The 17818-nt window shown below is 44.6% G+C and carries 17 protein-coding genes; 14 read left to right on the forward strand and 3 right to left on the reverse strand.

Annotated elements, in window-relative coordinates; translation table 11 throughout:
* Positions 1–14: 14 nt before the first annotated feature.
* The 6 genes from ubiE (at position 15) to tatC (ending at position 4752) form a co-directional block, all read left to right on the forward strand.
* Entirely contained in the window at positions 15–794 is a 780-nt protein-coding gene (gene ubiE, locus MSG38_RS21080; RefSeq protein ID WP_026012235.1) for a bifunctional demethylmenaquinone methyltransferase/2-methoxy-6-polyprenyl-1,4-benzoquinol methylase UbiE, read from the forward strand.
* Positions 795–892: 98 nt separating this feature from the next.
* Positions 893–1498, forward strand: a complete 606-nt coding sequence (locus MSG38_RS21085) for an SCP2 domain-containing protein (RefSeq protein ID WP_050652011.1) — start codon at positions 893–895, stop codon at positions 1496–1498.
* A complete protein-coding gene (gene ubiB / locus MSG38_RS21090) occupies positions 1495–3129 on the forward strand; it encodes a ubiquinone biosynthesis regulatory protein kinase UbiB (RefSeq protein ID WP_248402528.1) in 1635 nt (544 codons plus the stop codon). Before MSG38_RS21085 ends, ubiB begins: the two co-directional genes overlap by 4 nt.
* 53 nt (positions 3130–3182) lie before the next feature.
* Positions 3183–3437 (forward strand): Sec-independent protein translocase subunit TatA, encoded by a 255-nt coding sequence (gene tatA / locus MSG38_RS21095; protein ID WP_017060154.1) that lies wholly within the window; start codon positions 3183–3185, stop codon positions 3435–3437.
* Positions 3438–3440: 3 nt separating this feature from the next.
* Complete coding sequence (gene tatB / locus MSG38_RS21100; RefSeq protein WP_048612432.1) at positions 3441–3848, forward strand: Sec-independent protein translocase protein TatB; 408 nt, start codon at positions 3441–3443, stop codon at positions 3846–3848.
* 148 nt (positions 3849–3996) lie between these two features.
* Positions 3997–4752 (forward strand): twin-arginine translocase subunit TatC, encoded by a 756-nt coding sequence (tatC, locus tag MSG38_RS21105; RefSeq protein ID WP_017060156.1) that lies wholly within the window; start codon positions 3997–3999, stop codon positions 4750–4752.
* Positions 4753–5040: 288 nt separating this feature from the next.
* Here the strand turns inward: tatC and MSG38_RS21110 are convergent, their stop codons facing one another.
* Positions 5041–5802, reverse strand: a complete 762-nt coding sequence (locus MSG38_RS21110) for a TatD family hydrolase (RefSeq protein ID WP_060983246.1) — start codon at positions 5800–5802, stop codon at positions 5041–5043.
* A 208-nt stretch (positions 5803–6010) separates the two neighbouring features.
* Between MSG38_RS21110 and hemB the strand changes: the two genes are divergently transcribed.
* From hemB to polA, 3 genes are all read left to right on the forward strand, one after another.
* Complete coding sequence (gene hemB / locus MSG38_RS21115) at positions 6011–7054, forward strand: porphobilinogen synthase (RefSeq protein ID WP_017060158.1); 1044 nt, start codon at positions 6011–6013, stop codon at positions 7052–7054.
* Between the two features lie 76 nt (positions 7055–7130).
* On the forward strand, positions 7131–7565 hold the full coding sequence (locus tag MSG38_RS21120) for a GNAT family N-acetyltransferase (RefSeq protein WP_248402529.1): 435 nt from the start codon (positions 7131–7133) through the stop codon (positions 7563–7565).
* 679 nt (positions 7566–8244) lie between these two features.
* On the forward strand, positions 8245–11043 hold the full coding sequence (gene polA / locus MSG38_RS21125) for a DNA polymerase I (RefSeq protein WP_248402530.1): 2799 nt from the start codon (positions 8245–8247) through the stop codon (positions 11041–11043).
* A 507-nt stretch (positions 11044–11550) separates the two neighbouring features.
* Here polA and MSG38_RS21130 read toward each other — a convergent pair.
* On the reverse strand, positions 11551–12150 hold the full coding sequence (locus MSG38_RS21130) for a GTP-binding protein (protein WP_248368857.1): 600 nt from the start codon (positions 12148–12150) through the stop codon (positions 11551–11553).
* Between the two features lie 217 nt (positions 12151–12367).
* Positions 12368–13027: a ribosome biogenesis GTP-binding protein YihA/YsxC gene (yihA, locus tag MSG38_RS21135; RefSeq protein WP_017060162.1), complete on the reverse strand. Its 660-nt coding sequence runs from the start codon at positions 13025–13027 to the stop codon at positions 12368–12370.
* A 148-nt stretch (positions 13028–13175) separates the two neighbouring features.
* Between yihA and MSG38_RS21140 the strand changes: the two genes are divergently transcribed.
* The 5 genes from MSG38_RS21140 (at position 13176) to hemN (ending at position 17781) form a co-directional block, all read left to right on the forward strand.
* Complete coding sequence (locus tag MSG38_RS21140; RefSeq protein ID WP_012602993.1) at positions 13176–13793, forward strand: c-type cytochrome; 618 nt, start codon at positions 13176–13178, stop codon at positions 13791–13793.
* Between the two features lie 557 nt (positions 13794–14350).
* Entirely contained in the window at positions 14351–14989 is a 639-nt protein-coding gene (locus MSG38_RS21145) for a class I SAM-dependent methyltransferase (RefSeq protein WP_048612436.1), read from the forward strand.
* Complete coding sequence (gene yihI, locus MSG38_RS21150; protein WP_017060163.1) at positions 14989–15546, forward strand: Der GTPase-activating protein YihI; 558 nt, start codon at positions 14989–14991, stop codon at positions 15544–15546. The genes MSG38_RS21145 and yihI overlap by 1 nt, the downstream gene beginning before the upstream one ends.
* Before the next feature lie 6 nt (positions 15547–15552).
* Entirely contained in the window at positions 15553–16041 is a 489-nt protein-coding gene (locus tag MSG38_RS21155) for a DUF2489 domain-containing protein (RefSeq protein WP_048661282.1), read from the forward strand.
* Between the two features lie 348 nt (positions 16042–16389).
* The gene (gene hemN / locus MSG38_RS21160; protein ID WP_048663047.1) at positions 16390–17781 is read left to right on the forward strand and encodes an oxygen-independent coproporphyrinogen III oxidase; all 1392 of its coding nucleotides are present in this window, start codon (positions 16390–16392) and stop codon (positions 17779–17781) included.
* Positions 17782–17818 lie beyond the last annotated feature (37 nt).

Below are 17818 nucleotides of genomic sequence, written 5' to 3' on the forward strand. Positions count from 1 at the left end.
TGGTAGATAACAGCATTATGGACACAAGCGTGCAGACAAATTCAGCAGTAGAGTCAGAAACCACACACTTTGGTTTCGAAACAGTCGCAAAAGACGAAAAAGTCGCGAAAGTAGCAGAGGTATTTCACTCTGTAGCCGCTAAATACGACATCATGAATGACTTAATGTCGGGTGGTGTTCACCGTTTGTGGAAGCGATTCACGATTGATTGCAGTGGCGTTCGCCCGGGTCAACGTATCCTAGACCTTGGTGGTGGTACCGGTGACCTGACTGCGAAGTTCTCGCGTATCGTTGGTGAAAAAGGCCACGTGGTTCTTGCTGATATCAACAACTCAATGCTGAATGTTGGCCGTGATAAGCTGCGTGATAGCGGTATTGTTGGCAACGTACATTACGTTCAAGCAAACGCTGAAGAGTTGCCTTTCCCTGACAACTACTTCGATTGCATTACCATCAGCTTCTGTCTGCGTAATGTCACCGACAAAGACCAAGCGCTACGTTCAATGTACCGCGTGCTTAAGCCGGGTGGTCGTTTGTTGGTTCTTGAGTTTTCTAAGCCAGTACTTGAGCCACTATCAAAGGTTTACGATGCCTACTCTTTCCATCTGTTGCCAAAAATGGGTGAGCTGATTGCTAACGATGCAGACAGCTATCGTTACCTTGCAGAATCTATCCGCATGCACCCTAACCAAGAAACCTTGGAAGGCATGATGCAGGAAGCGGGTTTCGAGAATACTAAATACTTCAACCTAACGGGCGGCATTGTTGCGCTGCACCGCGGTTACAAGTTCTAGTCGAACTTGGTAGCAGGCTCGTAGGGCGTGCTAAACAATAAGAATAAAGACAGAACGGATAGGTTAAGGCTTATCCGTTTTCAAAGGTAAGGACAGTCATGCCATTTGATCCATTGGTAACCGCGGTTATTGAAACCTCTTTAAATACTTTCGTGAACGATGATCCAGCCTTGGTTCGTCGTTTGTCTCGTTTAAAGGGGCAGATCATTCAAGTTAATTTGAAAGAGTTGAATAAAACACTCACTTTCGTTTTCAGCCAACAAATCGATGTGTTGTCGGAATACGAAGGGCAGCCTGATTGCTACCTATCTTTGAATTTATCGGTGTTACCGGAATTGCGTGAGCAATCGAACATCACCAAGCTGATCAAGCAAGATAAGCTGATCTTAGAGGGTGATATTCAACTGGCACAGAAATTTGCTCAGCTGATGACAGACTGCAAGCCTGATTTGGAAGAGTGGTTATCGCGCGTAACGGGCGATGTGGTTGCGCATACCTTGGTGCAAGGCGTTAAAAACGTCGGTGGCTTTGTGACAAAACAGGCGACTAAGCATCAAAACCATGTTGCTCAAGTTCTGACTGAAGAGTGGAAGATCGCACCCGCACCGTTAGAAGTCGCGCACTTTTGCGACCAAGTTGATGACGTAAAAAGCTCCGCTGCTCGTCTTGAAGCTAAGTTGAACGCTCTGTTGGAGAAAGCATGACCCCAGCAGAACTGAAACGTCTTTATCATATTATCAAGGTACAGTTGGAGTACGGCCTTGATGAGTTGATGCCGGAACACCAACTGACTAAAGCCCCTTTGTTGGCGCGAAAGTCACTGTTTTGGCTCAAGAACAAGCATCAAGATAAAGAGTTGGGTCATCGCTTGCGCCTTGCGCTGCAAGAACTTGGCCCAGTGTGGATCAAGTTTGGACAGATGATGTCGACACGTCGTGATCTGTTCCCTCCTCATATCGCCGATCAGTTGGCGTTGTTGCAAGACCAAGTTGCGCCGTTTGATGGACAACTGGCTAAGCAAGATATGGAAAAGGCGGTCGGTGGCAGTTTAGACAACTGGTTTACCGACTTTGATATCGAGCCACTGGCTTCTGCTTCTATTGCTCAGGTGCATACCGCAAAGCTTAAAGAGAGCGGTCGCGAGATTGTTCTGAAGGTAATTCGACCTGATATTCGCCCGGTGATTGATGCAGATCTAAAACTGATGCACCGAATGGCGCGTATAGTCGCTAAGTCGCTTCCTGAAGCACGTCGTTTGAAACCCGTTGAGGTCGTTCACGAGTACGAGAAAACGTTACTTGATGAACTCGACCTGCGCCGCGAGGCAGCTAATGCCATTCAACTACGACGTAATTTTGAAGGCAGTGAAGAGCTGTATGTTCCAGAGGTTATCCCTGATCTAAGCAGCGAAACCCTAATGGTGTCAGAGCGTATCTACGGTATTCAAGTCTCCGATATTGAGACGCTAGAAGCCAACGGCACCAACATGAAATTGCTCGCGGAACGCGGTGTGACGGTATTCTTCACTCAAGTATTCCGAGACAGCTTTTTCCATGCCGATATGCACCCGGGTAACGTATTCGTTAATCCAGAAAATCCGGATAACCCTCAGTGGATTGGTTTGGATTGCGGCATTGTCGGCACGCTCAACAGCGAAGACAAGCGTTATTTAGCCGAGAACTTGCTGGCTTTCTTCAATCGAGATTACCGTAAAGTTGCTGAGCTACATGTGGATTCGGGGTGGGTGCCACACGACACTAACGTCAATGATTTTGAGTTCGCGATCCGTATGGTGTGTGAGCCAATTTTTGCAAAACCACTTGGCGAGATCTCATTTGGCCATGTGTTGCTAAACTTATTTAATACAGCAAGACGTTTCAACATGGAGGTTCAGCCTCAGTTGGTACTTCTGCAGAAGACCTTGTTGTATGTGGAAGGCCTAGGTCGTCAGTTGTATCCGCAACTTGATTTGTGGGCAACCGCCAAGCCTTTCCTTGAAACCTGGATGATGAATCAGGTGGGGCCGCAAGCTGTGATCAACGCAGTAAAAGAGCGCGCGCCATTCTGGGCAGAAAAACTGCCAGAGCTGCCAGAGCTACTTTATGACAGCTTGCGCCAAGGTAAAGCGATGAACCACAGAATGGATCAGCTTTATCAAGGCTACCGAGATAGTAAGCGTCAGCAAGCAACTGGAAAGTTTTTGTTTGGCGTTGGAGCCACTTTAGTCGTATGCTCCGCAATATTAGTTTCAAGCCCTTATGAGCAGCTATCTATGGGCTGTGGCATCGCAGGTGTCACATTTTGGTTGCTTAGTTGGCGAGCTTACCGTCGTTAGACAGTAGACTCTCTTAATATTTTTATGTGTAGACAGACCCGAGGACAATGACAATGGGTGGTATCAGTATTTGGCAACTTCTAATCATTGCTGTAATTGTAATTTTGCTATTCGGAACAAAGAAACTGCGCGGTATGGGTGGTGACTTAGGTTCAGCGGTTAAAGGCTTCAAAAAAGCGATGAGCGATGAAGACAAGCCTGCAGATAAGAAAGATGCAGACTTCGAACCAAAGAATATTGAACAGCAGAAGACAGAAGCTCACGCTGAAACAACTGCTGAAACAAAGAAAGACAAAGAGCAGGCGTAAATCGTGTTTGATATCGGTTTTTGGGAACTGGTATTAATATCTGTCGTTGGGTTAGTGGTTTTAGGGCCTGAGCGTTTGCCCGTGGCGATTCGCAGTATTTCCAAGTTTGTTGGACAAGCGAAAAGCATGGCAAACAGTGTGAAAGATGAACTTTCTCATGAGCTTAAGGTGCAAGAGCTGCAAGAAAACCTACGCAAGGCGGAAAAAATGGGTATGGAAGATTTATCTCCAGACCTTAAAGCGTCAGTCGATGAACTCAAGCAGGCCGCTGCTGAGGTTCAACGTCCGTATGCTAAGCCTGAGTCTGATAAGCCAAGTGAGACTAAACCTAGTGTCACGGAAACTGTGGAATCTGAAACCATTCAGGTCAACAGCGAAGCTTCAGCACCGTCAGATAAGAAAGCCGAATAGTCTCGCAAGGAGGAGTCGCCGGATACTTGAGTCGCTAGATGTTTAAATAGATAGCTATTCAAGTAAATAACTATTCAAGTGGATACCAATTCAACTGGATAGATACACGCGCGGCTCCTTTTCGATCTTCCTGTTTAAGAGGTTTGACATGTCTTCGACTGAGCAGACACAGCCTTTAATTAGCCACCTTCTAGAACTACGTAATCGCCTACTACGTGCGATTGTCGCGGTGCTAGTGATATTTGTCGGGCTAATTTATTTTGCTAATGATATTTATGAATTCGTATCAGCACCTTTGGTAGATCGTCTACCGGAAGGGGCGACGATGATCGCAACCGATGTTGCATCGCCATTTTTCACACCGCTGAAATTAACCTTGATCGCGTCTATATTCCTCGCGGTTCCGTTTATTTTGTATCAGGTGTGGGCTTTTGTTGCTCCGGGCTTATACAAGCATGAAAAACGCTTGATCATGCCGCTATTGGCTTCAAGTTCATTGCTGTTTTACTGTGGTGTGGCGTTCGCTTACTTTATTGTATTCCCGTTGGTATTTGGCTTTTTTACAGCCATATCATTAGGGGGAGTAGAGTTCGCAACCGACATCTCAAGCTATCTTGATTTTGTACTCGCGCTGTTCTTTGCTTTTGGTATTGCCTTTGAAGTGCCTGTTGCGATTATCTTGTTGTGTTGGACGGGTGCAACAACGCCTCAATCTCTGTCTGAAAAGCGTCCTTACATTGTTGTGGGTGCTTTCATCATTGGTATGATGCTGACACCACCTGATATGATCTCGCAAACACTGTTGGCGATTCCAATGTGTATTCTGTTTGAGATTGGTCTGTTCTTCGCACGTTTTTATACGCGTAAGCCAGATGCGGATGAAGAGGAAGAAGCTGAATCTTGATTCGGAATGCTTCAGTAAAAATCACATAATAAAAAAGCGGCCTAGGGCCGCTTTTTTATTATGTCTGTTTATCGAATCTTTAACTGATAGCCACAGTTCTGACATATATAGAGCTCTTTGATGCCCAAAATTTTATGCCATAGGGTTCGATGTTGACGTTGTAAGTGTTGTGAATGGTCACACATAATCAACTACCTCCATATGCAGGTGGTTGATACTATACATGTCACTTAGCTTTCTCAAATAAATTCAGGAGAAATCCGTAATAATTACTTATTAATAGATTTATCATAAATTAAACAATGCCTTAGCATTTGTGGTGGTTATGTTTTCGACTTCTTCAAGGGGAATTCCGCGTAATTCGGCGATGCGTTTTGCTACTAATTCTGTGTAGGCTGGTTCATTGCGTTTACCGCGATTCGGTGTTGGTGCTAAATATGGGCAATCTGTCTCTAGGATGACGTAATCCATATCGAGATGTGGGATCACCTTGTCCATCCCTGAATTCTTAAAGGTCGAAACGCCGCCTAAACCTAAATGAAAGCCTAGCTCGTTGATCGCTTGAGCTTCCTCTAAGCTGCTACCAAAGCAGTGAAATACCCCGCGTAAGCTGCCATCTTGTTCTTTACGAAGTAGGGCAAGTGTCTCTTCAATGGAATCACGAGTGTGGATCACCACGGGTAGATCAAGCTCTTTTGCCCACTGTAGTTGAGTCACAAACGCCATCTCTTGTTCAGCCTTGAAGGTTTTATCCCAGTACAAGTCGATACCAATCTCACCCACGGCGATAAAGTCATGCTTATCAAACCAAGCTCGAATGGTTTTGAGGGTTTGCTCGATATTCGCATCCACATAACAAGGGTGTAAGCCCATCATTGAACGGCACACATCAGGAAACTGAGCTTCCGTCGCTAACATTGGCTCGATAGATTCTAAATCGATGTTCGGCAATAGAATGGTATCAATCCCTTGAGCCAGTGCGCGCTGTACGACTTGCTCGCGGTCTTCATCAAATTCGCTCGCGTAAATATGAGCATGGGTGTCGATCATTGTTTTGTCCTGAAAGCGGTCTTTACTGAGTTGTCATGAGTATACGGCAGTGTGAGGAGAAGGTCATTTTTTGCCATTTATCCCTATTTTTGAGTGGGTTTCATATTTTACTGCTAGCGTCCTGAGCCATCAGTGATATGCTTTTGCCTGTATTTAGCACTTTTCATATCTAAGTATTTCGGTGCTTAGACTAGGCAAGGAGAATCTAGTGTCTGTTTCAATTCAAGGTCAATTCCCAGGTCGCCGTATGCGCCGTATGCGTAAGCACGACTTTAGCCGTCGCCTAATGGCAGAAAATCAATTGTCTGTGGATGATCTAATCTACCCAATGTTTATCCTGATGGGTAAAGACCGCCGCGAGCCTGTCGAGTCAATGCCAGGTGTTGAACGCTTGTCGATCGATTACATGCTCGAGGAAGCAGATTACCTGTCAAAACTGGGTGTTCCTGCGATTGCTCTATTTCCAGTCGTGAACCAAGATGCTAAAAGTTTATGCGCAGCTGAAGCTCATAACTCAGAAGGTTTGGTGCAGCGCGCTGTACGTTTACTAAAAGAGCATGTGCCAAACATTGGCGTTATTACTGACGTAGCACTAGACCCATTCACTACTCACGGCCAAGACGGCATCATCGATGAAGATGGTTACGTGATGAATGACGAGACGACTGAAGTCTTGATCAAGCAAGCATTATCACACGCTGAAGCGGGTGCTGACGTAGTTGCCCCATCGGATATGATGGATGGTCGCATTGGTAAGATCCGTGAAGCGTTAGAAGAAGCGGGCCATATTCATACTCAGATTATGGCGTACTCTGCAAAATATGCATCGTGCTACTACGGCCCATTCCGCGACGCAGTCGGCAGTGCTTCGAACCTGAAAGGTGGTAACAAGAAGAACTACCAGATGGATCCTGCGAACAGCGATGAAGCGATTCACGAAGTCGCGATGGATCTTAATGAAGGTGCGGACATGGTGATGGTTAAGCCTGGCATGCCTTACCTAGATATCGTGCGCCGTGTGAAGCATGAACTTCAAGCGCCGACATTTGCCTACCAAGTGTCTGGTGAGTATGCGATGCACAAAGCAGCGATCCAAAACGGTTGGCTTAAAGAGCGTGAAACCGTCATGGAATCACTGCTGTGCTTTAAGCGCGCTGGTGCTGATGGCATTCTTACTTACTTCGCTAAAGATGTGGCTGAGTGGCTTGCAGAAGACAATGCACAAGCCGCAGAGCACTTAAAAGAAAAGTAATCGTGTAGAGTTCACTTAAGTGATCAGTAAAGGGTTGGCCATTGTGCCAGCCCTTTCGTTTATGAGGATGAATAAGATGTCAGTTGTCGTACGTGAAGGTTCTTTAGAAGAAGTGGTGTCTGTGGTCGAGCAGATCTCTGAGTTCGCTAAAAAAGAGAGTGTCGCTTCTCTATCAGAGCGACTGGCAGGGAAAAAGAACCTTATCTTAGTGGCTGAAGAAGCTGGCGTGTTGCTTGGCTTTAAGATCGGCTATGAGTTGGAGCAAGATACTTTTTACAGCTGGTTTGGTGGCGTGTCACCGCTCGCGAGGAATAAAGGCGTTGCACAGGTGCAATTAGACGCTCAGGAACAGTGGGCGAAAGAGCAGGGCTACAGACAGTTAAAGGTTAAGTCTCGTAACCAGTTCCCTGCAATGTTGCGCCTGTTATTGAGAAACGGTTACCTAATCGAAAGATTTGAAGAAAAAGAAGACATTAATGACCATAGAATCCATTTTTTGAAGCAAATTTAAGCACTGCTGTTAACGGTTTATAAATTAAATGAGATTTATTATCATTTAATTGTTGACTATTAAATGAGAATCATTATTATTAACTTCGTCTTAGGGAATGAGGAAATGTTCACAAGGATGTTAAGTACTCAAGTATCTACTTGGTTACCCAACAGAATTCTCGCGAACTTGTACTAAGTTCTTTTTGACACGACATTGCTCACATTGCTTCCAGTGTAATTTATAGCTTTTAGGTAAAGCTGTGGTATTCAATTTGAATGGCTTTACTGGTTTTTGCTAGGCGACATCTTCGGGTGTCGCTTTTTTTATACCTACCATTTCAACAAGATGCATATTTAGTGGCACGTATTTTTATGAATAAAACGCCATCAGCATTCTTTTCCACAACGCAAGATCGAGAAAAGATCGTTGATCATCTGTTCGATCTGTAAAATTATTCTTTATTTTCAATTGTTTATTGGTGTTTTTTGAGTTGTTCACCTTAGTTCTCAACAGGGTGGATAAATAATATAAACAGAGTTATCCACAGAACGCTTGCGTCTAAGAACAAAAAATAACAACAAATCGATTATAACGAACACAACCGAGTGAACGGATACAGATCGACAACGTGGAATCCAACCAACAGACGTGGCATTCTTAACAGATAATTTCTGTACTTACTGGATACACAAACATTATGGCTCGTATTCCTGATAATCCATTGATTCTGATCGATGGCTCTTCTTACCTATATCGCGCGTTCCATGCTTACCCTGGCACAATGAGCAATGGTGATATCCCAACTAACGCTGTTTACGGTGTAGTTAACATGCTGCGCAGCATGATGCGTCAATTTGCTTCTGATCGTATTGCGGTAATTTTTGATGCGAAAGGAAAGACGTTCCGTGATGACATGTACCCAGAGTACAAGGCAAATCGTCCACCTATGCCTGATGATCTTCGTTGCCAGATTGAGCCTTTGCACAATGTGATTCGTGCAATGGGTTTGCCACTTATCTCTATTCCCGGCGTTGAAGCGGATGACGTGATCGGTACGCTTGCTTCTCAAGCTTCTGCGATGGGTATGCCTGTGCTTATTAGTACTGGCGATAAAGATATGGCGCAGCTTGTCGATGATAATGTTACTCTGATCAACACCATGACCAACGTGGTAATGGATCGTGAAGGCGTGATTGAGAAGTTTGGCATTCCGCCAGAGCTGATCATCGACTACCTTGCGCTGATGGGTGATAAAGTCGATAACATCCCTGGTGTTCCGGGTGTCGGTGACAAGACAGCGACCGCTCTGCTGCAAGGCATTGGTAGCATCGAAAAGCTGTATCAAAACCTTGATGATATTGCCGCTCTTGGCTTCCGTGGTTCAAAAACTATGGCTAAGAAGCTGATTGATAATAAAGACAACGCTGAGATGTCTTACGAGCTTGCAACGATCAAGCTGGACGTCGAGTTAGAAGAGACACCTGAGTCGCTTGTAAAAGCACAACCAAACACGGATGAGCTGATTAAGCTATATGGTCAACTGGTCTTCAAGTCTTGGTTGAACGAGCTACTTGAAGGTGGCAGTGGTGTGGTTGAGGCGGATGAAAAGTCGGGCGCAGTGCGCAGCAATACGGCATCAACCACTTCTACCGTAGAAATGAACACCTCTGCCGTGACGATTGATCGCAGCAACTACGAAACCATCCTCGATGAAGCGTCATTCAATGTTTGGCTAGAGAAACTGAAAGCGGCTGAAGTATTTGCTTTCGATACTGAGACCGACAGCCTAGATTACATGGTGGCGAACCTCGTTGGCCTGTCATTCGCGACTGAAGAAGGCGTTGCCGCTTACGTACCGGTTGCCCATGATTACCTAGATGCACCGCAGCAGTTGGATCGTGATTGGGTACTTGAACAGCTTAAGCCGATTCTTGAAGATGATGCACAAGCGAAAGTAGGTCAGAACCTGAAGTACGATATGAGTGTGCTAGCGCGCTACGGTATCGAGATGAAAGGCATCAAACACGACACCATGTTGGCGTCTTACGTTTTCAATAGCGTAGGTGGCAAGCATGATATGGACAGCCTAGCGCTGCGTTTCCTTCAGCACAGCTGCATCTCATTTGAGCAAATCGCAGGTAAAGGTAAGAAACAGCTTACTTTCAACCAGATTGAGCTGGGTGAAGCGTCTCCATACGCAGCAGAAGATGCTGACGTGACACTACGTCTTCATAACCGTTTGATGGAAAACATTGAGCAAGATGAAAAGCTAAAAGCCATCTATGAAGAAATCGAAGTACCCCTGATCCCTGTAATGTCTCGCATTGAACGTACTGGCGTATTCATCGATGACATGTTGCTGGGCGCTCAATCGCAAGAGATTGCGGTTCGTCTGGATGAGTTAGAACAGAAAGCCTACGAGATTGCAGAGCAAGAGTTCAACATGAACTCGCCAAAACAGCTGCAAGCGATCCTGTTTGAGAAAATGGGCCTGCCAGTTATTAAGAAAACGCCATCAGGTGCACCTTCAACCAACGAAGAAGTGCTGCAAGAACTGGCTCTTGATTACCCACTACCTAAGCTGATCATTGAGTATCGTGGCCTTGCGAAACTGAAGTCTACCTACACAGATAAACTGCCGAAGATGATCAACGCTGAAACGGGTCGTGTTCATACGTCTTATCACCAAGCGGTGACAGCAACGGGTCGTTTGTCTTCAACAGATCCAAACCTACAGAACATCCCAATTCGTAATGAAGAAGGTCGTCGTATCCGCCAAGCATTCGTTGCACAACATGGTTGGAAGATTCTAGCGGTCGATTACTCTCAAATTGAATTGCGTATCATGGCGCACCTATCGGGTGATAAAGCGCTTCTGGAAGCATTCCAACAAGGCAAAGATATCCACGCGGCAACGGCTGCTGAGATCATTGGTGTTGATATTGAGCAGGTAACGACTGAGCAGCGTCGTCGTGCTAAAGCCGTTAACTTCGGTCTGATCTACGGTATGAGTGCCTTTGGCTTGGCTAAGCAACTGGGTATTCCTCGTGGCGAAGCACAGCACTACATGGATACTTACTTCGAGCGTTACCCTGGCGTAATGCAGTATATGGAAGACACACGCAGCGCTGCTTCAGAGCAAGGCTTCGTTGAAACCATTTACGGTCGTCGTCTGCACCTTCCTGAGATTCAATCTCGTAATGGCATGCGTCGTAAGGCTGCTGAACGCGCGGCGATCAACGCGCCAATGCAAGGCACGGCAGCAGACATCATTAAGAAAGCGATGTTGTTGGTGGATGAGTGGATTCAAGCGGAAGGCGATGGTCGTGTGAAACTGCTTATGCAGGTACACGATGAATTGGTGTTTGAAGTGGAAGAGTCATCTTTAGCCGAAATTGAAAGTAAAGTACAACAATTGATGGAATCCGCTGCAGAGCTAGAAGTGCCGCTTGTCGCGGAAGCTGGCCACGGTGACAACTGGGATCAAGCCCACTAATCAGTTTTTGACCTTAATAAGCAAATTAGTATGAGCCAGTGCACAAACACTGGCTTTTTTTTGTCTCAAATAAAGTTAAGTCGTAATAAGAATTTAGGTGTTTTAATAAAACATTCATGAAAAAAAACTACAAAAGTTGTTTTCATTTCTGAGCAATTGTTGTACATTAAATCTCGTAGGGTACAGAGGTAAGATGTTCTATCTTTCAGACCTTTTGTTTCACGTTATTGGATTAGGCTGATTCAGCCGCCCCAGTCAGTATTTGACTGGGGCGTTTTTTCTTGTGCGAAAGAAAAATATTTCCAACCTATCATTCCCCCGCAAAACCTCTCATTTTTAGTGCCTTTTATTACACTTTCTCAAGCACAGTGATAAACCCCTGATTTGCCTTAGATCTGGAATTCGATCAGCGTTTGGTAATTTAAATCCGTCTCTAAGTCGATTGTTTTATCACTTGAAATAACTTTTATTTTACAAGTTATCGATAAAGGATTGATGGCTCACGCCTTATTTATCAGTGTATTGAGTCGGTGAATGCTCAATGTAATCCATGATTTTCTGTTGTTTCTCGGTGCTGTATTTCAGTGCTTCGGCGGTGATCTGGATGGATTGCGCCATCGAAGAGATATTGTTGGTCGCTTTTACCAAGGTTTGCTGCATGGGTTTCAGGATAAGCAGATAGATAGCGGTCAAAGCGATAATAATCACACCGATAACGGCTGCCAGCGCAATGATGATCTTGGTCTGAATGTCATCCAACAGCACTTGGCTGGTTTGTTTAAAGGCGAGTCGAGATTGGTCTAAGGCTTGTGGCAGTTGATTGAGGGATGTCTTGGTGGAGCTCGCAAGCTTATTGATGCTTTCAACGGTTTGATTGAGGGCTTGTTGCTGGTCGTCGCTTAGATTGGGGTTGTTGACTATCGCCTGCAAAGATTGCGATATCACCTCAAGAGACTCACTCGCATCTTGGGCGTACTTTTCCATGCCATCTAGGTCTAAGGTCATATCGACATTGATCAGTGGGGCTTGTTCTTGTTCTGCTTCAGAGGCAAATCCTGTCAGTGAGACCAACATAAGTGCAATGATGGCCAATGGTGTTTTCCACATGAGTATTCCTTCTCATTGTTCTGATTATTTAGATGTGTCTTTTAGTATGGTTCACTTCTATTGGTTCTAGTGGGTAAATCCGATCTTTAACACTAAAAACTTAGGCTTAACTCACTCATTTTTGGGCAAAAAAATACCCCACCTATATAAGGAGGGGCATTGATAAGGCAAAATCACGTGTTGTCAGTGCTCTAACCTATAGCGATAAGTAGAGGAATTACTCTGAGTCGTTGTGCTCTTCGTCCGCTAACTCATCAATGATTTGATCAGCAAGCGCTGGAGCAAACCACTCATCCATCTTGGCACGCAGTTGGTCAACGCCGATGCCCTTCATTGAAGAGAAGACATCAACCGCAACATCACCACCGAAAGATTTTGCATCGTTACGGATTTTCAGTAGCTGTGCTTTACGCGCACCACTTTTCAGTTTGTCTGCTTTTGTTAACAAAACCTGTACTGGGATGCGGCTATCGATAGCCCAGTAGATCATTTGTTGGTCAAGGTCTTTCATTGGGTGACGGATATCCATCAATACCACTAAACCTTTCAGGCTTTCACGTCGTTGTAGGTATTCACCTAGCGACTTCTGCCATTTTTTCTTCATCTCAAGCGGTACTTGAGCAAAGCCATATCCAGGTAAATCGACGATATGACAACCGTCCGTTACCTTAAATAGGTTAATTAGCTGAGTTCGACCGGGTGTTTTACTGGTTTTCGCCAAGCTTTTTTGGTTAGTAACGCGATTTAACGCGCTAGATTTACCAGCATTGGAGCGTCCTGCAAACGCAATTTCGATCCCTTCGTCTTCTGGTAAATGACGAATATCAGGTGCACTGGTAATGAAATGCGTGTTTTGATAATGAATTTTTACGCTCACTGTTAACTCCATCTCGACTTTGTGTAGTCGATTGATTACTTTTTTGTGAATTTGTGTAAAATAACCGTGCTCGGCATAAGGTCGCCTATTGTACCATGAGTGGCAACATAGAGTGGTACTGGAAGCTTGATAATTATAATGGAATGTCATGAAGAAATTAGCGCTAATTTTGAGTCTTTTAGCCAGCTGCTCAGTATGGGCTCAAGGTAGTATTGAAGCTGGTAAAGCCAAATCACAAACATGTGTTGCCTGCCACGGTGCTGACGGCAACAGTCTGATCACTCAGTACCCTAAGCTGGCCGGTCAACATGAGAAGTATCTAGAGAAGCAGTTAAAAGAGCTTAAGCTAGGTATGACAAGTGGTGGTAAGCAAGGTCGTTACGAACCTGTAATGGGTGCAATGGCGATGCCTTTATCTGAAGAAGATATGGCTGACCTAGCGGCATACTACGCCTCTCTACCTATCTCTAGTAACTCTACTCCTGAAAATGTAGTAGATGAAGGTAAGGTTCTTTACACAGCGGGTAACGCAGAACGCGGCGTAACGGCGTGTATTGCTTGTCACGGCCCACGTGGTAATGGTACCGAACTTTCTGGTTTCCCTAAGATTTCAGGTCAGCACGCAGATTACATCAAGGCTCAACTTGAAAAATTCCGCGATGGTGACCGTAATAACGACATGAATGCGATGATGCGTGATGTAGCTAAAAAGTTAACAGACGCTGATATTGATACCTTATCGAAGTACGTTGGTGGTTTACACTAATTTGTCGGTTTCTTGCTCTTAGCCAGAGCAAAGGAATGTACGTTCGAGCGAGATTGAAGAGACGCCCCGATCAGTAATGGTCGGGGCGTTTTCTTTTGTATTGGTTTTATTAATGCATTTTGTGTTTATGTCTGATTTATCAATGTGTGATCGATTTGTGTACAAAAGTGTGAAGTCGCACTCTTGTAGTCTTTTTGTAACACGGTAAAGTAACCGCCATCAGCTAGGAGCTGACTTAGATATGGATGATCATCTAGTCTAACGGTATAGACAGAAATGGATCAGGCTAGGACAGCCCAGCAACAAGGTGTTAGAAAAGGATAGCCAAAACTCATCAGGACGATGAACAACAAACAAATTTGGCATGGAAAGCACCAATAACAAATGGAGATTTGTGTACCAAGTTGAGTATGCAAATTTTGGCCGATATAGGCAGATTTAGAGAGCGATAGGTTTTCCTATCGCTTTTTTTATTGATTTGATGAAAAAACACCCAATACCTCTCCACTATAAACTCAGTTTCTGGTATGTTTCGCATCCCTGTTTAAGGATGTGCTATGTATACTTGTCCCTTATGCCATCACCAAGGCGTGAATCACTATTTTGAAGACAAACGCAGAGCCTATCTGCAGTGTCAGCAATGTGAACTGGTATTTGTTAAACCTGAACAAAGGTTAGAAGCAAAAGAAGAAAAAGCACACTATGATCTCCATGAGAACGATCCTAGTGATGCAGGCTATCGCCGCTTTTTATCTCGCATCGCGGATCCACTAACAGACAAAATTTCATCTAACTCACAAGGGTTGGATTTTGGTTGTGGCCCAGGCCCTACGCTATCTATTATGTTAGAAGAAGCCGGACACACCATGGAGTTGTACGATATCTATTACCACCCAGATACCTCTGTGTTGGAAAAAACGTATGACTTTATGACTGCCACGGAGGTGATAGAGCATCTTTATCACCCAGACAAAGTGTGGCAGCAATGGTTGAATTTAGTTAAACCCAAGGGCTGGATTGGTCTTATGACTAAACTAGTAATAGACGTAGACGCGTTTGCTGGTTGGCACTACAAGAATGACCCGACACATGTCGTCTTCTTTAGTCGTCAAACATTCCAGTTTTTGGCAGAGCGGGATAAGCTCGAACTAGAATTTTTTGGAAATGATGTAATTTTACTGAGGAAAGTGCAGTAATGGGTCGTAGTAAGAAATCAAGAAAGCCGGGAGCACTTGGCGCTCCGGAGCCTATGGTTACTCGTAACCGTAGTGAATCTGATGTTGAAGGTCGTGAACGTAAGCGTGTTAAAAAGCGTAAAGGCCTTAAGTCTGGCAGCCGTCACTCAGATGGTAGCGAAGCAAAACAGCGTAAAGCTGCACAAGCTCGTGACCCTCGTTTAGGCAGCAAGAAAAAAATCCCGCTGATCGTTGAACCAGCGAAGAAGCCGACTAAACAAGAGCGCAAGCTGTCTAACGAACAAGAGTTAGAGATGCTTGAGAATGATGCTCAACTGAACACACTGCTAGATCGTATCGAAAATGGTGAGAACCTAGGTGCTGGTCTGCAGAAGTTTGTTGATGAGAAACTTGATCGTATCGAACACCTAATGGGCCGCTTAGGTCTACTAGAGCCAGAAGACGATGAAGAAGAGATCTTCGAAGAAGCACCGGTTGCATCTAAGAAGAAAGCGAGCTCTGACGAAGACTTGCTATCTCAATTCGAAGATTTCGATTTAGACAGCTTTAAAGGTTAATAGCCAATGAACGTAACCTTATTAGCAATTGCTGGTGGAATTATCATTCTCGGCTTGGGCTCTTACGCAGGTTACCTTCTACTTCAAGTGAAGAAGCAGACGGAGTTGCAAAAGCAGCATCAAGCACTCGCCATTGAAAAACGTAACGCGACGATTTACGAAAACGTAAATACTTTGTGCTTAGCGGGCATTCAAGGGCAATGTGACTTACCTGAGATCAGTATCCGAGTGTGTATCATTATGGATAATGTTCAGGGTGATGAGCGTGTCGATTTTGATTCTGAGTATCCTGCTCTTTCTGAGCTGTACCATATCGTAAAAGATATGGCTCGCGGAGATGCAAGACAGGAACTGACGAAGAAAGAACGCATGCAGCAGAATCTCACACGCCATAAGGCAGAGACTCGCTTGAATGATGCGGTCATTGAAGATCTGAAAAGGTTGCAAGAGAAGGTTAAGCCTCTCAACAACCAAATCAACATTCAGATGATCTAGTCGCTAAGACTTTTAAAATAGAGGCTTGTTTAATACAGAGTATTCTTGAGTTGTGCGGTTGTTGAGACATATAGTTTTGTTGAGACATATAGTTTTAATACGCCTTGTTCTTAAGACAGCTTATCTTTATAGATAGTGTTAAATGAGCCTTCTTACCTTTTGCGTCTCGTTAATCCCGACGCTTTGTTAGTGATCAAGCTAGCAGTTCTGAGTTTTTGTCTGAAAAATTGATTTTGTCTTAGAACGACCTTACTGGTCGTGTGGCAAAATAACCCGTCTATATTTTAATGTATGTAAAATGATTTGAGAGACCTTAGGTTCTCGCGGATCTAAATTGGAAATACCGCTATGTCGAGCAAGCCAGTAACAACGAATCAGCAAATCGTTTGGGATCAAGAGATCTTAAACAAGTACAACTATTCGGGACCTCGTTACACCTCATACCCAACTGCGTTGGAGTTTCATGAAGCGTTTACCGTCGCTGATTACGACATGGCGTGTACTCAATATCCTGAGCGTCCACTCTCTCTTTACGTGCATATCCCATTCTGTCACAAGCTTTGTTATTACTGTGGTTGTAATAAAGTCATTACTCGTCACTCGCATAAAGCGGATGAGTACCTTGATGTGATCGAACATGAAATCCGCCAACGCGCCTCTTTATTGAATGGTCGTGAAGTGACTCAATTGCACTTCGGTGGTGGCACGCCAACGTTTTTGACCAAAACACAAATCACTCGCTTGATGATGATTTTGCGTGAGGAATTTAACTTCACCGCTGACGCTGAGATCAGTATTGAAGTTGACCCGCGTGAGATTGAGCTAGACGTACTTGATCACCTGCGTAATGAAGGTTTCAACCGTCTGAGTATTGGTGTGCAAGACTTCAATAAAGAAGTGCAGAAGCTGGTTAACCGTGAGCAAGATGAAGAGTTCATCATTGCGATGGTTCAACGTGCGAAAGAATTAGGTTTCCGCTCAACTAACCTTGATTTGATTTACGGCCTACCGAAGCAGACTCAAGCTTTGTTCGCTGAAACATTGAAGCAAGTGCTGGAGATGAAACCGGGTCGTTTATCGGTATTTAACTACGCACACATGCCTCAGTTGTTTGCTGCTCAGCGTAAGATTAAAGACGAAGACCTACCGGAAGCGAAAGAGAAAATGGCGATCTTACAAGATACCATCGAGACGCTAACGGGTGCGGGTTACCAGTTCATCGGTATGGACCACTTTGCTCTACCTGAAGATGAGCTAGCGGTTGCCCAGCGTGAAGGCATTCTGCATCGTAACTTCCAAGGCTACACCACTCAAGGTGAAGCTGACCTAATTGGTTTCGGTGTTTCTGCTATCTCTATGGTGGGTGATGCTTACGCGCAAAACCAAAAAGAGTTGAAGAAGTACTACGCTCAGGTGAATGATTTGCGTCATGCACTTTGGAAAGGTGTGGCACTAGACAGTGATGACCTTCTACGTCGTGAAGTGATCAAGCAGCTTATCTGTAACTTCAAGCTTGATAAAACCATGATCGAGTCTGAGTTCTCGGTTAACTTTAATCGCTACTTCAAAGAAGATTTAGAGCTTCTACAAACCTTCATCAACGATGATTTGGTTGAAGTCGATGACAAAGAAATCCGCGTAACTCTGCGTGGCCGTTTGCTGATCCGTAACATCTGTATGTGTTTTGATAAATACCTACGTGCAAAGGCTCGCCAGCAGCAATTCTCTCGCGTTATCTAATCGCTCGATTGAGAATAGAAACATAAAAAATGCCAGC

Source organism: Vibrio sp. 1CM24A, from assembly GCF_023161725.1.
In the GTDB taxonomy this organism is placed as follows: Bacteria; Pseudomonadota; Gammaproteobacteria; order Enterobacterales; family Vibrionaceae; genus Vibrio; species Vibrio coralliirubri.

What these genes read in the sequence shown, in the direction of transcription:
- tatC (WP_017060156.1), top strand. Translation starts at nt 3,997, where the DNA reads ATGTCTTCGACTGAGCAGACACAGCCTTTAATTAGCCACCTTCTAGAA.
- polA (WP_248402530.1), top strand. Translation starts at nt 8,245, where the DNA reads ATGGCTCGTATTCCTGATAATCCATTGATTCTGATCGATGGCTCTTCT.
- MSG38_RS21155 (WP_048661282.1), top strand. Translation starts at nt 15,553, where the DNA reads ATGAACGTAACCTTATTAGCAATTGCTGGTGGAATTATCATTCTCGGC.
- MSG38_RS21120 (WP_248402529.1), top strand. Translation starts at nt 7,131, where the DNA reads ATGTCAGTTGTCGTACGTGAAGGTTCTTTAGAAGAAGTGGTGTCTGTG.
- MSG38_RS21145 (WP_048612436.1), top strand. Translation starts at nt 14,351, where the DNA reads ATGTATACTTGTCCCTTATGCCATCACCAAGGCGTGAATCACTATTTT.
- hemN (WP_048663047.1), top strand. Translation starts at nt 16,390, where the DNA reads ATGTCGAGCAAGCCAGTAACAACGAATCAGCAAATCGTTTGGGATCAA.
- MSG38_RS21110 (WP_060983246.1), bottom strand. Translation starts at nt 5,802, where the DNA reads ATGATCGACACCCATGCTCATATTTACGCGAGCGAATTTGATGAAGAC.
- MSG38_RS21140 (WP_012602993.1), top strand. Translation starts at nt 13,176, where the DNA reads ATGAAGAAATTAGCGCTAATTTTGAGTCTTTTAGCCAGCTGCTCAGTA.
- tatA (WP_017060154.1), top strand. Translation starts at nt 3,183, where the DNA reads ATGGGTGGTATCAGTATTTGGCAACTTCTAATCATTGCTGTAATTGTA.
- MSG38_RS21130 (WP_248368857.1), bottom strand. Translation starts at nt 12,150, where the DNA reads ATGTGGAAAACACCATTGGCCATCATTGCACTTATGTTGGTCTCACTG.
- ubiB (WP_248402528.1), top strand. Translation starts at nt 1,495, where the DNA reads ATGACCCCAGCAGAACTGAAACGTCTTTATCATATTATCAAGGTACAG.
- yihI (WP_017060163.1), top strand. Translation starts at nt 14,989, where the DNA reads ATGGGTCGTAGTAAGAAATCAAGAAAGCCGGGAGCACTTGGCGCTCCG.
- MSG38_RS21085 (WP_050652011.1), top strand. Translation starts at nt 893, where the DNA reads ATGCCATTTGATCCATTGGTAACCGCGGTTATTGAAACCTCTTTAAAT.